Source organism: Streptomyces sp. NPDC001933, from assembly GCF_042890955.1.
Classification (GTDB): Bacteria; Actinomycetota; Actinomycetes; order Streptomycetales; family Streptomycetaceae; genus Streptomyces.
Map to the genome: position 1 here is coordinate 234,821 of NZ_JBIASS010000006.1, position 14,570 is coordinate 249,390.

Below are 14,570 nucleotides of genomic sequence, written 5' to 3' on the forward strand. Positions count from 1 at the left end.
TGGATTCATCCACAGAAGAGCGGGCCTCGCTGGTTCACGACCCCGAAAGCATGGCAGGCTCTGCTCATTGCGAGCCTGAAGTCGAGGAGAGTGAATCCTTGCGGTCCGACGCCAACATCGCGGGACCGATGACCGATCCGGTCCCCGGTCCCCGAACCGAATCGGCGGGGGACGGTGTTTCACGTGAAACACCGCCGCCGATGGACGACACACCCATCGGTCGCGCGGCCCAGCTGGCGGTCGAGGCCCTTGGCCGCGCCGGCGAGGGCCTGCCTCGTCCTGACCGGACGCGCGTCATGGTGGTGGCCAACCAGAAGGGCGGAGTGGGCAAGACGACCACGACGGTCAACCTTGCTGCCTCGCTCGCGCTTCACGGCGCCCGTGTTCTGGTGGTCGACCTCGACCCGCAGGGGAACGCCTCTACGGCTCTGGGTATCGATCACCACGCCGAAGTCCCCTCCATCTATGACGTCCTGGTGGAGAGCAGGCCGCTCTCCGAGGTGGTTCAGCCCGTACCGGACGTCGAAGGTCTCTTCTGTGCTCCCGCCACCATCGATCTCGCCGGTGCGGAGATCGAACTGGTGTCGCTGGTGGCACGGGAGAGTCGACTGCAGCGAGCGATCCAGGCGTACGAGCAGCCGTTGGACTACATCCTCATCGACTGCCCGCCTTCGCTCGGTCTGTTGACGGTCAATGCCCTGGTCGCCGGGGCCGAGGTGCTGATCCCCATCCAGTGCGAGTACTACGCGCTGGAAGGGCTGGGTCAGCTGCTGCGGAATGTGGACCTGGTGCGGGGGCATCTCAACCCCGATCTCCATGTGTCGACGATCCTGCTCACCATGTACGACGGCAGGACCAGGCTCGCTTCGCAGGTTGCGGAGGAGGTGCGCAGCCACTTCGGCAAGGAGGTGCTGCGGACGAACATTCCGCGATCGGTGCGGATCTCGGAGGCGCCCAGCTACGGGCAGACCGTGTTGACCTATGACCCGGGTTCCAGTGGGTCGCTGTCGTACCTCGAAGCGGCGCGTGAGATCGCCCTGCGGGGCGTCGGGATCCACTACGAGCCCCAGCATGCCCGGACGGGCATGGGGAACAGCCAGCAGAGCATTTCGGAGGGGATTCAGTGAGCGAGCGTCGAAGAGGGTTGGGGCGTGGGCTGGGTGCCCTGATCCCCGCCGCTCCGCAGGAGAAGCAGGTGCCGTCCGCGGGGATGGGATCGACCTCTGCCGGGGCGAATCCTGTGCTGACCGCGGAGCGAGGGGTGGCTGCGGCAAAGGTGGCCGCTCGCGCGGGCACTCCGATCGTGCCGGAGCCGAGCGCGCCGATGTCGGAGTCCGGAGCAGCCGCCGGGCCGGTGGGACCTGCCGGGGCGTACTTCGCCGAGATTCCTATCGGCGACATCACACCGAACCCCCGCCAGCCCCGTGAGGTGTTCGACGAGGACGCGCTTGCGGAGCTGGTGACCTCCATCAAGGAGGTGGGTCTCCTTCAGCCGGTCGTCGTGCGGAAGGTGGGGCCGGAGCGCTACGAGCTCATCATGGGCGAGCGGCGCTGGAGGGCCTGCCGTAAGGCGGAGCTGAAGCAGATTCCGGCTATCGTCCGGGCCACGGACGACGAGAAGCTGCTCCTGGACGCGCTCTTGGAGAACCTCCACCGGGCTCAGCTGAATCCGCTGGAGGAGGCAGCCGCGTACGACCAGCTGCTCAAGGACTTCAAGTGCACGCATGACCAGCTGGCCGACCGGATCGGGCGTTCGCGGCCGCAGGTGTCCAACACACTGCGTCTGCTGAAGCTGTCGGCCCCGGTACAGCGGAGGGTGGCGGTCGGGGTGCTGTCGGCCGGTCATGCGCGGGCCCTGCTGTCCGTGGACGACTCGGAGGAGCAGGACCGGCTGGCCCATCGCATTGTGGCCGAGGGTCTGTCGGTGCGTGCGGTCGAGGAGATCGTGACGCTCATGGGCTCCAGTTCCACGAGCCCTGCCAAGGCCAGGGGGCCGCGGGCCGGCGGCCGGGTGTCGCCCGCCCTGTCCGATCTCGCCACCCGGCTCTCGGACCGCTTCGAGACCAGGGTGAAGGTCGACCTCGGTCAGAAGAAGGGGAAGATCGTCGTCGAGTTCGCGTCGATGGAGGATCTGGACCGCATTCTCGGCAGCCTGGCACCGGGCGAGGGGCGCGTGCTGGATCGGGCATCCGCAGAGGAGTCCACAGAGGAATCCGCCGAGGGCGACGAGGGCTGACCCTGCCGATGGGGACGTCGGGCGGGCTGTGTTCAGGTGGTTACCGGAACACAGCCCGCCCTTTGCTTTCTCTCGGTGTCGGCTTCATCCCTGGGTCGATACGATGCGTTCTGGTATGGCACATCCGGGTTGAGCCACCTCGGTAGAAGGGGCCATACGGTCAGTGAACGGAGTGCACTGACCGTCGCACGCGATGCGGCGGGTGAAGGAAGCGAGGAACAGCCTTCATGGGGCGTCGGCTCGTACCGCTCACACTGGACAACCTTTCCGATCTCCCCAGACGATGCCGCTCATGTGTCTTCTGGGAGCTTGATCCGGTCAGTGGGGAAGCTGCGGTAAAGGCAGGGACGCCCGAGCTGGAGAAGGAGGCCTGGATCTCGGCCGTTCTCCTGGAATGGGGGTCATGCGGCCGGGTTGTCCATGTCGACGATGTCCCGGTGGGCTACGTGCTCTATGCGCCGCCCGCCTATGTACCGCGCTCGACCGCGTTTCCCACCAGCCCCGTCTCCTCCGATGCCGTGCAGTTGATCACTGGCTGGATCATGCCGGGCTACCAGGGACAGGGGCTGGGCCGGGTCATGGTGCAGACCGTCGCCAAGGATCTGCTGCGCCGGGGGTTCAAGGCGATCGAGGCTTTCGGCGACGCCCGGTGGAAGGAGCCGGCCTGTGTGCTTCCCGCGGACCATCTGCTCGCAGTCGGCTTCAAGACCGTACGACCGCATCCCGTTCATCCTCGGCTGAGGCTGGAACTGCGCACGACGCTGTCCTGGAAGGAAGACGTCGAACTGGCGCTGGACCGGCTGCTGGGCGCAGTGCAGAAGGAGCCGGCGCTGAGGCCGCTGTGATCCGAGAGCCCATGGCGATCCGGGCTCCCATGACAACGCGAAACGGGTCCATCCCCCGAGGGACGGACCCGTTTCACGTGAAACAGTGGCGTGCGGTACGCCTAGCCGAGGAAGGCTTCGAGGTCGCGGACGATCGCGGCCTTCGGCTTCGCTCCGACGATGGTCTTCGCGACCTCGCCGCCCTGGTAGACGTTCAGGGTCGGGATGGACATGACGCCGTACTTGGCAGCCGTGGCCGGGTTCTCGTCGATGTTGAGCTTGACGACCTCGATCTGGTCACCGTGCTCGGCGGCGATGGCCTCCAGGGACGGAGCGATCTGGCGGCACGGGCCGCACCAGGCTGCCCAGAAGTCCACCAGCACAGGCTTCTCGCTCTTCAGGACGACCTCGTCGAAGGAGTCGTCGGTCACGTTCTTCAGGGCGCCGGCCACGGCGGCCTCCTTAACTTCTTGGGGTGTAGTGGGGTGCGAGGCGTGAGTCAGACGGTGGCTGCTGCGGCCTTCTCCTCGTCGGCGAGCGCGGCAAGGAAGCGCTCGGCGTCGAGGGCGGCGGAGCAGCCCGTGCCGGCGGCCGTGATGGCCTGCCGGTAGGTGTGGTCGACGACGTCACCGGCGCCGAAGACACCGGTCAGGTTGGTACGGGTCGAGGGGGCTTCGACCTTGAGGTAGCCCTCCTCGTCGAGGTCGAGCTGGCCCTTGAAGAGCTCGGTGCGCGGGTCGTGGCCCACCGCGATGAACAGGCCGGTCACCGCGAGCTCGGACGTCTCGCCGGTCTTGGTGTTCCGCAGGGTCAGACCGGAGAGCTTCTGCTCGCCGTGCACTCCGGCAACCTCGCTGTCCCAGGCGAACTTGATCTTCGGGTCGGCGAAGGCTCGTTCCTGCATGGCCTTGGAGGCACGCAGCGTGTCCCGGCGGTGGACGATGGTGACCGACTTGGCGAAGCGGGAGAGGAAGGTCGCCTCCTCCATCGCGGTGTCGCCGCCGCCGACCACGGCGATGTCCTGGTCCTTGAAGAAGAAGCCGTCACAGGTGGCGCACCAGGAGACGCCGCGTCCGGAGAGCGCGTCCTCGTTGGGCAGGCCGAGCTTGCGGTGCTGCGAGCCGGTCGTCACGATGACGGCCTTGGCGCGGTGCACCGTGCCGGCCGTGTCCGTCACCGTCTTGATGTCTCCGGCGAGGTCCACGGAGACGACGTCGTCGGGGACCAGCTCGGCGCCGAAGCGCTCGGCCTGGGCGCGCATGTTGTCCATGAGCTCGGGGCCCATGATCCCGTCCTGGAAGCCCGGGAAGTTCTCCACGTCGGTGGTGTTCATCAGCGCGCCACCGGCGGTGACGGCGCCCTCGAACACCAGCGGCTTCAGAGAGGCGCGTGCGGTGTAAAGGGCGGCCGTGTAGCCCGCGGGGCCGGAGCCGATGATGATCACATTACGGACGTCGCTCACGGGTTTCTTCCTCGTCTCTGCAGACTGCCTACTGTCCACGCCTACTGGGGCCGGTTCAACGACTCTCACCCCACCCAACGGATCCTACGGGGGATGCATTCCCCGACGTGCCGGGGCGGCATCCGGCATTCTCAGGGGCGCGGGTAGGAGTGGGTCAGCAGGAGTTCACCCTTGCCCGCGGGCGCGGTCCGGACGCAGGCCGCATCGACGACGTACGCCTGTACACGGGTTGCGTCGGACGGGTGCGGAAGGACGACGAGGAACGCATCCGTGCCCTCGTAGGTGCCTTGTTCCACGGCGAGGGCGGCAGCGTCGCGTCCGGTGCCCTGCTGCACACACGGCGGGACGGACACGGTGGGTGCGCGCAATGGCTTCTGGGGCGACTCGGATCCGGCGGAGCTGCTCCTGGGCGTCGACTGCGCCTCGACGGACGGCGCCTGCTTCTCGGCCTCCATACCGTCCGCCGACTTCGGCGGCTTCGAGCCGGCACTCAGAAGAAGCGTGTGCACCCGGTCCCCGAGGGTGGACTCCGAGAACGCTCCTCCGCTGTTCTCCCCGGCGGTGGAGCTGCTGTCCGCTGCCTTGAGACTCCCGGACCCCTGGGACGGCTGGAGGCTCTGCAGCATGAAGACACTCACGCCGACCACGGCCGCACCGAGAGCGGCTCCGAGCACGGCTGTGCGACGGCGGCGCCGGACCGACCGGCGGCCGGGGCCGGTGGTTGCCCGGGGGCGTCCTGCGGGACGGTCCGAGGGACTGGGTTCCGTGTTCGGCTTCTCTGCTGCCGACCGCTCTGTTTCACGTGAAACATGCGCCGAGTCGGAAGGCTCCGTGATGCCGAGAGCCGCCTCGGCGAGGAGTGCGGCATCGATCCGGTCCGCGATGTCGTCAGGCATGCGCTGCGGCATGGGCACGGTGCCGAGCAGCTCGCGGATCTCCATGAGAGAGGCATGGACCTCACCGCAGAGTTCGCAGCCGTCCACATGGTCACGTACTTCTGCCGCACGTGACGGTGGGAGCAGCTCCTCCGCCAGCTCGGAGATCTCCGTGACATCCGGATGCTGGGTCGTGTCGGTCGTTGATGTCATGTGCGCCCACCTCCGCCCTTCACTGCAGCGGGATCGCTTGTGCCCGCATCTCTCGGCCCCGATGCCGGTGGGACGGATGCACGCGGCCTCCGGTTCCTTCCGGCTCTCTCGTCGACTCCTGCGGGCTCGCCGCGCAGGTGGATGAGCAGCGGTGCCAGCCGGGCCCGTCCCCGCGCACAGCGGCTCTTCACGGTGCCTGTCGGTACGTCGAGGATGCGCGCCGCCTCGGCCACCGGGTAGCCCTGCATGTCCACGAGGACGAGTGCGGCACGCTGCTCGGCGGGCAGAGTGGCGAGGGCGGCCAGGAGCTCGCGGTGGAGATCCTGGCGCTCCGCCGGTGCCTCCGCGGATTCGTGCGGTTCCAGGAGCTGCTCGAACCGTTCGGTGTCATCGACCGGAGCGGTCCTGCGGGTGGCCGCCTTGCGGACCCGGTCGAGGCAGGCGTTGACCGTGATGCGATGCAGCCAGGTGGTGACGGCGGACTGACCGCGGAAGGTATGGGCGGCCCTGAAGGCGGAGACAAGGGCGTCCTGGACGGCGTCCGCGGCTTCCTCGCGGTCTCCCAGGGTCCGTATCGCCACGGCCCACAACCGGTCGCGGTGGCGCCGTACGAGCTCACCGAAGGCGTCCGGGTCACCGGCCACATGGCGAGCGAGGAGGTCTGAGTCGCTGAGTGGTTCCGACGGCTCGGCGGCCACCTCCCCCTCCCTCCCTTTCGCTGCGTCAAGGTGCGTCTGTCTATCACGATTCGAGCGGACGGGGCAGGGGCGCAGGAGGCGCTGTCCGAGACCGGACGCGTCCACCGGTGCGAGGCGCACCGGATACGCGCGAGGCAGGTGGGGGCGCCCCCACCTGCCTCGCGGTCACTTGAGTACGGAGATCTCCGAGATCCCGCCCCGGTAGCCACCCGTTCCGTCCGAAGGCAGTTCCGCGAGACGGACCAGGACGTAGCGCGTCCTTACCGGCTTGGAGAAGGTCTCCTTCAGATCGCTTCCCACCGTTGCGAGCTCTGTGAGGCGCTGGGGGAAGTCCGAGAGGGACGACGGGGCGGAAGCGCTCGGATCGGCAGCCAGTACCTCGGCCTTCTGTCCACTGCGGTACATCTTGGCGGCGATGCCCGCGACGTCCTGAACGCTGCCCAGGTCGACGACTATGCCGCTGCCGTCCCTGCGGTTCGGGTAGTTGCCGAAGTTCGCGAACCCGCGATAGCGCGGGGTGACCCAGGCCGTGCTCGCATCGCCGTCGATGGAGTTCGGCACCTCGTCCAGCTGGATCCCCGAACCGCTGGGCATGAACTCCTTCGCTCCGGTGATCCGCAGCGGCTCGGTCGCGGGCTGAGCCTTGTTGTCGGTGTTCTCCGGGTTGGTCTGTGTGCTGTCCCCGGGGTCGGAACTCTTGTTGTGGTCGATGAGCGTCTCGGCCAGCTGCCAGCTGCCGAGGCCCAGGGCGGCGATGAGCAGAGCGGACACCGCCCACTTGAGGGCTTTGCCGGTGCGGCTCTGGAGCGGGGCCGGGGGTACGGCCACCGTGGGCTGAGCGGCGACGGGCCGAGCCGGCGGGCGCCCGTAGGAACCCTGCTGGTAGGTCGTGCGCTGGTACTCGGGAGGCGCCGTGAAGGCGGGCTCAGGAGGACGGATGCGGGGCATCGCAGCAACGGCCTTGGCCAGCTCGTCCGGCGTCGTGCACGGCTGCTCCTGCCGGGAGGCAGTGGCACCGTCGTTGGCGAGTGCGCGCATGGCGAGCTCGGAAAGGCCCCGGTGGACACCGGCGCGCACCTGGTCGGGGGCGATCAGCCCCACTCCCTTGGGCAGCCCGGCCAGGCCGTACGCATCGCTCTCGTACGGCCAGCGCTGGGTCAGCGCGGCGTAGAGCAGGGCGCCGATCGCCTCGGTGTCCGCACGCTGAGGACCGTCGGCGGTGATGCCCCGCAGGGCGGCGTTCACCGCGAGGCCGCGGATCCGGTACTGCCCGGTCGAGCTCCGCAGCACCGCCCCCGGGGTGAGCCTCAGATGTGCGAGGCCCTCCCGGTGCGCTGCCGCCATGGCCTGGGAGACCTGGCTGACGAGCTGGTAGGCGTCGTGCGCGTCCATCGGCCCCGAGGCCAGCAGCGAGGTGAGCTCGGTGGCGTCGGGGAGCCATTCGTGGACGACGTAGACGAGGTCGTCCTCCTCCACCGCGTCGAGGACCTGCACGAAGCGTGGGTCACCGAGCAGTGCGGAGGAGCGGGCCGCGGCCAGCACGGAGCGGGCACGCGGGTGGTCGGCCGGAAGCAGATGGACGCCCACCGCGCGGCGCAGTTTCTCGTCGACGGCGCGCCAGCTGCTGAAGCCGTCCAGACGGGTGACGCACTCCTCCAGCCGGTAACGTCTGGCCAGTTTGTGCCCGCTGTGCAGATCGAGGGTCGGCAGAGTGGCCTCGGAACCGATGCGCTCACCATCCGTGTCCTGCGGCTTCGTGCCCTTGGTTTCTTGAGCTTCTGCCGTCCCGTCGGCCGTGGTCTCGTCCGCCTTGGCGGTCAGCGGCTCATCACCGCTGTTGTCGGCCACGTCGACGGCAGCCGTGCTACGTTCCGCCACCGTCGTTCCTGCCTCCCCATCCGTTGCGCGATGCCAGCCAGCTCTGCACAGTCACGCCAATTGTGCCCACACTCCGGCGCTATGCACGACACGCAAGGGGTGGTGATGGTTGTGCTGCGGTCGATCCTCAGCGACCGAGTCGCCCTCGGACCATGCCGACCATGCCGTTGATCTCCTCGATCCGCATCCGCTTGGCGGCGACGAAGAAGACGCCCAGCAGTACGGCTCCACCGCAGATCAGCGCAGCGAGCGAACCGAAGGCACCCTCGCCGAGGCCCTGGAGCACGGCAAAGCCCACGCCGCCGCCGAGTACCGCTGCGGGGATCGCGGCCAGGCACAGCCTGGCATAGGTACGTACGACATGGGCACCGTCCAGATCTCCGCCCAGGCGGTTGCGGAGCCGCCGCCAGGCGATGCCCACGCCGACGGCGTAGGCGAGCCCGTATGAGGCGGCCATGCCGACCACGGCCCACCGGGCGGGCAGTACCACGTAGCAGAGGGCCGAGGCGGCCGCGTTGACCGCGGCGACGATGACCGTGTTGTAGAAGGGCGTGCGGGTGTCCTCGTACGCGTAGAAGCCGCGCAGCACGACGTACTGCACGGAGTACGGGATCAGGCCGAGACCGAAGGCCATGAGGATGAAGCCCATGGAGCGGGCGGCCTCGGTGCCCGCGGAGGCGTACAGCAGGGTGCACATCGGCAGGCCGAGTGCGAGGAAGGCGAAGGCCACCGGCACGATCGCGACGGCCGAGTTCCGCAGCCCCTGGGAGATGTCGTCACGGACGGCGCCCGGGTCGTCGTCGTGGGCGGCGCGGGAGATGCGGGGCAGCAGTGCAGCCATGACGGAGACGGTGATGATCGCCTGCGGCATGCCCCAGATGAGCTGGGCGTTGGAGTAGGCGAGGAAGCCGGTGCCGTCCTTGCCGGACAGCTTGCCCGCGGACGTTGCGAGCTGTGTCACGACGATCACGCCCGCCTGGTTGGCCAGCACGAACAGGACGGTCCACTTGGCGAGCTTGATCGTCTTGCCGAGCCCGTGTCCCTTCCAGTCGAAGCGCGGGCGGAAGCGGAACCCGGCCTCGCGCAGGTACGGAACCATCGCCAGGGCCTGTACGACCAGGCCGAGCAGCGTGCCGATGCCCAGGAGCCGGACACCCTCCGGCGGAATGGTCTGGACACCCATCTGGGACTCGGCGGACGTGCCGTAGACCCAGATGAACATGCCGAACGTGAAGATCATGACGATGTTGTTGAGGACCGGGGTCCACATCATCGCGCCGAACTTGCCGCGGGCGTTGAGGATCTGGCCCATCACGACGTGCACGCCCATGAAGAAGATGGTCGGCAGGCAGTACCGGGCGAAGGTCACGGCGACGCTGTTGGCCGCGGTGTCCTGGGCGATCGTCGGCGACATCATGTGGATCAGCCAGGGAGCGGCGAAGACCGCGATCGCGACGATCACGCCGAGCGCGACCATGACGAGGGTCAGCAGCCGGTTGGCGTAGGCCTCGCCGCCGTCCTCGTCGTCCTTCATGGAACGGACGAGCTGGGGTACGAAGACCGAGTTCAGGCCGCCGCCCACGGTGAGGATGTAGATCATCGTGGGCAGGGTGTAGGCGATGGTGAAGCTGTCGCCGAGCAGTGCCGCGCCGAGCGCGGCGGTGATCACCAGGCTGCGTACGAATCCGGTGAGGCGGGACACGAGCGTGCCGGCCGCCATCAGCGCGCTGGACTTCAGCAGTCCGGAGGCCCGGCCGCCGGACTTCGGCGGGGCGGGCGCCGGGGCCGGCTCGGGCTCCGGAGGTACGGGGGCGGACCCGGCCGGGCCCTCCTGGTCCCGGAAGAGGTGCGCGAAGGCATCCGGCTGCTCGTCGCCCCGGGAAGCCTGGCTGACGAGGTCGTCCACCCCGACGAACTGGGTGGTCGCCGGGTTGTCGCCGTACGGCAGGTGCCGCGACGGGCCGTCGGGCTCGGGCGGCGGGGTCTGCGCCCAGATGCGCGGGTCGGGCGGGTACTGGGCCGCGGGCGGCTGCTGGTAGAGCGGCTGGGGCTGCTGGTAGGTGCCCGGGGGCGGCGGCGGGTGCGCGGCACGGTCGTACAGCGCCTCGGTCACCGGGTCCTGGACGGACAGATCCTGGGCGCGGTAGGGATCGCGGTCGTAGGCGTCCTGCAGGTACGGATCGGTCACCGGCGCCGCCGGAACCTGGCCAGGGCCCGGGGGCATCGGAGGCCCGCCGGAAGACCCGGCTCCGCCCGCACCCTGACCGCGGTCACCGTCGTACGGCGCGTTCATCGAAACCCCACCTCATCGTCCCCGGCCGACCGGCCACGACAGACATCGCTCAACGTTCCACTTTCTCACCCGAGCCCGACGGCTCCCCGCTTTCCGGACCGGTGTCCGGAGTCGGGTCACTCGGCTGCTCGGGTTCACCGCCGTCTTCGCCGGGCGCGCCGCCCGCGTTGGCGCGCTTGCGGTGGGTGTACATCCTGATGCCCGCGAGGACCAGGAGCAGCAGCCCGCCGGCGATGACCAGCAGCACGGTCGGGGTGAGCTCGGAGACCTTCACGGTGAAGGTCATCTCTTCGCCGTACGGCGTGCCGTCCTCGGTGTAGAGCTGCGCCGCCATCTGCACCTGGCCGTTGACGTTGGCCGCCGCGTCGAACTTCACGGACTGGCTGTGGCCGGGGCCGATCCGGATCGGCTGCTCCGCCACGGCCCCGCCGTCGTTCAGCTTGAGGCGTGTCGCGTTCTCCGACTTCAGCCGGAGTACGAGATGGTCCACGCCCTGCAACAGCCTGTTCTGCACGGTCACCGGGATGGTGGCGCTGCGGCCGGACAGGGTGACATCGGACTTCGAGATGAGCTGGACCTCACCGACGAGGTCCTGCAGATAGCCGCGGACCGAGTCCCGGTACTGCTGGGCCTCCAGCGGCCTGCCGCGCCATGACGTCGACATGGACCGGTTGAGCGCGTTGCCGAAGGGGGTCACCACCCGATCGGGCTGGGTGAGGATGACCTGGAAGTTGTTCAGCGAGACCTGGGTGGACTTGATGTCCTGGAAGGCCTGGGTGGGCAGCTCCTGGCTGCGGAGCTTCTTCGGGTACTGGGAGGCCTTGGGGACGCTGGTCGTCGCGCCCGCGTCGGGCTTTGCCGCGGCCGCGTCCACCAGCTCGAGGGGCTGCGTCCAGCGCCCGTCGTCGAGCCCGTGCAGGGCCTGGGCCATCGACTGGGCCTGGGCCACGGTGGGCATCCGCTGCGGTGCGACGACGATGCTCCGCTCGGTGTCCGTGTCCTGTTCGGCCAGGGCGAGGGTCAGAGCGAGGAATTTCTGGACGGCGAGGGTGGAGTTCCCCGCCTTCGACATGTCGCCCTGGAAGGCCGTGGAGAGCCGGGCGTCGGCGACGACCGCGGTGGTGCCGCCACCGATCGGCCGGGCCGCGGTCGGCGTGTACGTCAGACCGCCGGTCTCCTGGAGGCTGTCGCTGCGGGTGATCACCTTGTGGGCCCCGGCCGAGGTGGCGACATCGACGACCGACGGGTCGATCGCCCCGTCGACGGGCCATGCGAAGTCGGTCGACGGCTTCACGTGGAGGATCGTCTGCACTGTCGTCCCGGCCACTTCGGTGGCGGTCTGCAGATGGCTGAGGGTGCCGGAGACGTTCTTGCCGCGGTGCGCGATGGACGCCAGATCGGGGTCGGCGAACGGCAGCGCGACGACCTTTCCGTCCGACACCGCGGCTTCGAGCGAGGTGAGCCACTGATTGGCGACGGCCTGGTTCTCCCCGGCGACGGTGGTGTCGCCGGACCTGACACGGTAGTTCCCCGCCATCGCGTCGACACTGGCCAGCAGATCCGGGTCGATCACCCAGGTCACGGGCAGCTGGCTGCCCAGCGAAACCAGCTGTTCGAGCCGTCCGCCCGGAGCCAGCTCGGCGGCCAGGTCGTCGTCCGCGAACACGGGCGTCCGCTGATCGTCGGTACCCGTCTCGGCGGTGACATGGGCCGACGCGATGAGCGGCCAGAGATAGGTGACGTTCGTCCTGGAATCACGCTCCTCCTCCTGCCAGGGCAGGAAGGTGCGCTCGATCCCCAGCACCTGCTCGTACTGGGCCTGGGAGGTCTGCCCCGACAGCGAGACGCCGAGCTGATAGACGCCGTCGTCGCCGAGTCCCAACTTGCCGACCGGAACGGAGAGCGTGAAGTCCTGGCTGATCCCGGAGGGGAGCTTCGCGAACTTCACCGTGTACTTGCCGCCGACCGGGGCGGGGTCGCCGCCGGGCACGTACCCGGTGCGCTTGGCAGCGGTGTCGATCTCCGTCCGGCTGAGGAGCTTCGGGCCCACCCGCAGGTCGACCACGGCCTGCGTGATCGTGCCCTTGCCCCGGTTGGTCACGGTGCCGGAGACGGTCAGGGTGTCCCCCTTGACCGGCGCGCTGGGAGCCAGGGTGTCCAGGGACACGTCGACCGTTTCGGACCCGGTGTGGGCCTTGCCGGTCCCGCCGGCCTGCGCCACGGGTGCGGTCGGACCGGCCAGCAGCGCCGCGACGAGCGGTGCCCCGATGATCAGGGCGGCTGTGCGGCGCAGCCACCGGCGGGCAGGAGAGGGACCGATCCCCTGAATGTCTGCCGCCTCGGCCACGCGCCTACCCGTCCCTCGTCGTCGTCAGCTGGTGTCGATGGTTGTCGGTTCTTGCGTCCACGCATGGTAACGATGTGCGCGGGTGCCAAGTGCTGGGGAGTTCGCTACATGATCGGAAGAGTCTTGCAGGGCGGGCCGAAACCAGGACGACCGGGCCGGTCCGGGCACGTACCCTTTTCTGTTGTGTCGAACGCCAATGAAGACAGCTCCCGTGCCCTGACCCAGGTGCAGCACCGCGCAGTCAGCGAACTGCTGCGGGTGTCCCCGGTCGCCGACGACCTCGCTCGCCGTTTCCAGGACGCCGGGTTCAGTCTCGCCCTGGTCGGCGGATCGGTCCGGGACGCGCTTCTCGGCAGGCTCGGGAACGATCTGGACTTCACGACCGACGCCCGCCCCGAGGCCGTGCTGAAGATCGTCCGGCCGTGGGCCGACTCGGTCTGGGAGGTCGGGATCGCCTTCGGCACGGTGGGCGCCCAGAAGGACGGCTACCAGATCGAGGTCACCACCTACAGGTCGGAGGCGTACGACAGGACCTCGCGCAAGCCCGAGGTGTCCTACGGCGACTCCATCGAGGAAGACCTCGTCCGCCGTGACTTCACGGTCAACGCGATGGCCGTCGCCCTTCCGCAGAAGGAGTTCATCGACCCTCACGGCGGCCTCGAGGATCTGGCGGAGCGCGTTCTGCGTACCCCCGGAACACCCGAGGAGTCGTTCTCCGACGATCCGCTGCGGATGCTGCGTGCTGCCCGTTTCGCGGCTCAGCTGGACTTCGATGTCGCTCCCGATGTGGTCACCGCGATGACGGAGATGGCCGGGCGCATCGAGATCGTCTCCGCCGAGCGGGTCCGGGAGGAGCTCAACAAGCTGCTGCTCTCCACCCACCCCCGCAAGGGACTGGCGCTGCTCGTCGACACGGGGCTGGCGCAGCAGGTGCTGCCGGAGCTCCCCGCACTGCGTCTGGAAAGTGACGAGCATCACCGTCACAAGGATGTCTACGAGCATTCGCTGACCGTTCTGGAGCAGGCCATGGACCTGGAGCAGGACGGCCCCGATCTGGTTCTGCGCCTTGCCGCTCTTCTCCACGACATCGGGAAGCCGAGGACGCGACGCTTCGAGAAGGACGGGCGGGTCTCGTTCCATCACCACGAGGTGGTGGGGGCGAAGATGGTCAAGAAGCGGATGACCGAGCTCAAGTACTCCAACGACATGGTCAAGGACGTCTCGAAGCTGGTGGAGCTTCATCTGCGCTTCCACGGTTACGGCGACGGAGAGTGGACGGACTCCGCGGTCCGTCGCTACGTGCGGGACGCCGGCCCTCTGCTGGAGCAGTTGCACAAGCTGACCCGCTCGGACTGCACCACGCGCAACAAGCGCAAGGCCGCCGCCCTCTCGCGGACCTATGACGGTCTTGAGGAGCGCATCGCGCAGTTGCAGGAGCAGGAGGAGCTGGATGCAATCCGCCCCGACCTGGACGGCAACGAGATCATGAAGACCCTGGGCGTCGGCCCGGGGCCGGTGATCGGCAAGGCGTACGCGTTCCTGCTGGAGCTGCGCCTGGAGCACGGCCCGATGGAGCATGACGTGGCGGTCGGGAAGCTCAAGGAGTGGTGGGCCGCGCAGGGCTGAGACCGCGGGAGCGGGGGGGGGTTTTTTTTTTTTTTAAAAAAATACAACCAAATGGGGCGGCCGGGGGCGGGGGTGGGGGTTAAAAAGCACCCCCCCCCACAACCACCCCCCCCCCACG

At 68.6% G+C, this 14,570-nt stretch carries 11 protein-coding genes; 4 read left to right on the forward strand and 7 right to left on the reverse strand.

The window, feature by feature from the left end; all coding sequences use genetic code 11:
• Positions 1 to 50 precede the first annotated feature (50 nt).
• The 3 genes from ACFYY7_RS17505 (at position 51) to ACFYY7_RS17515 (ending at position 3,081) form a co-directional block, all read left to right on the forward strand.
• Complete coding sequence (locus ACFYY7_RS17505; RefSeq protein ID WP_323185812.1) at positions 51 to 1,127, forward strand: ParA family protein; 1,077 nt, start codon at positions 51 to 53, stop codon at positions 1,125 to 1,127.
• Positions 1,124 to 2,236, forward strand: coding sequence for a ParB/RepB/Spo0J family partition protein (locus ACFYY7_RS17510; RefSeq protein ID WP_388662373.1), 1,113 nt, complete (start codon positions 1,124 to 1,126; stop codon positions 2,234 to 2,236). Before ACFYY7_RS17505 ends, ACFYY7_RS17510 begins: the two co-directional genes overlap by 4 nt.
• A gap of 227 nt (positions 2,237 to 2,463) precedes the next feature.
• On the forward strand, positions 2,464 to 3,081 hold the full coding sequence (locus tag ACFYY7_RS17515) for a GNAT family N-acetyltransferase (RefSeq protein WP_266731332.1): 618 nt from the start codon (positions 2,464 to 2,466) through the stop codon (positions 3,079 to 3,081).
• A 101-nt stretch (positions 3,082 to 3,182) separates the two neighbouring features.
• Here the strand turns inward: ACFYY7_RS17515 and trxA are convergent, their stop codons facing one another.
• The 7 genes from trxA to ACFYY7_RS17550 form a co-directional block, all read right to left on the reverse strand.
• Positions 3,183 to 3,512: a thioredoxin gene (gene trxA / locus ACFYY7_RS17520; protein ID WP_266731331.1), complete on the reverse strand. Its 330-nt coding sequence runs from the start codon at positions 3,510 to 3,512 to the stop codon at positions 3,183 to 3,185.
• A gap of 47 nt (positions 3,513 to 3,559) precedes the next feature.
• The gene (gene trxB, locus ACFYY7_RS17525) at positions 3,560 to 4,522 is read right to left on the reverse strand and encodes a thioredoxin-disulfide reductase (RefSeq protein ID WP_388662376.1); all 963 of its coding nucleotides are present in this window, start codon (positions 4,520 to 4,522) and stop codon (positions 3,560 to 3,562) included.
• 131 nt (positions 4,523 to 4,653) lie between these two features.
• On the reverse strand, positions 4,654 to 5,610 hold the full coding sequence (locus ACFYY7_RS17530) for a hypothetical protein (protein WP_388662378.1): 957 nt from the start codon (positions 5,608 to 5,610) through the stop codon (positions 4,654 to 4,656).
• Positions 5,607 to 6,308 carry an RNA polymerase sigma factor SigM gene (gene sigM, locus ACFYY7_RS17535; protein ID WP_388662380.1) on the reverse strand — a complete coding sequence of 234 codons (702 nt, stop codon included), beginning with the start codon at positions 6,306 to 6,308 and terminating at the stop codon, positions 5,607 to 5,609. The genes ACFYY7_RS17530 and sigM overlap by 4 nt, the downstream gene beginning before the upstream one ends.
• 165 nt (positions 6,309 to 6,473) lie before the next feature.
• On the reverse strand, positions 6,474 to 8,186 hold the full coding sequence (locus ACFYY7_RS17540; RefSeq protein WP_388662382.1) for a serine/threonine protein kinase: 1,713 nt from the start codon (positions 8,184 to 8,186) through the stop codon (positions 6,474 to 6,476).
• A gap of 127 nt (positions 8,187 to 8,313) precedes the next feature.
• Positions 8,314 to 10,479, reverse strand: coding sequence for a murein biosynthesis integral membrane protein MurJ (murJ, locus tag ACFYY7_RS17545; RefSeq protein ID WP_388662384.1), 2,166 nt, complete (start codon positions 10,477 to 10,479; stop codon positions 8,314 to 8,316).
• Positions 10,480 to 10,528: 49 nt separating this feature from the next.
• Positions 10,529 to 12,826, reverse strand: a complete 2,298-nt coding sequence (locus tag ACFYY7_RS17550) for a DUF6049 family protein (RefSeq protein ID WP_388662386.1) — start codon at positions 12,824 to 12,826, stop codon at positions 10,529 to 10,531.
• 183 nt (positions 12,827 to 13,009) lie between these two features.
• On the opposite strand from ACFYY7_RS17550, the gene ACFYY7_RS17555 reads away from it, so the two are divergent.
• On the forward strand, positions 13,010 to 14,452 hold the full coding sequence (locus ACFYY7_RS17555) for a CCA tRNA nucleotidyltransferase (protein ID WP_388662388.1): 1,443 nt from the start codon (positions 13,010 to 13,012) through the stop codon (positions 14,450 to 14,452).
• Positions 14,453 to 14,570: the final 118 nt, after the last annotated feature.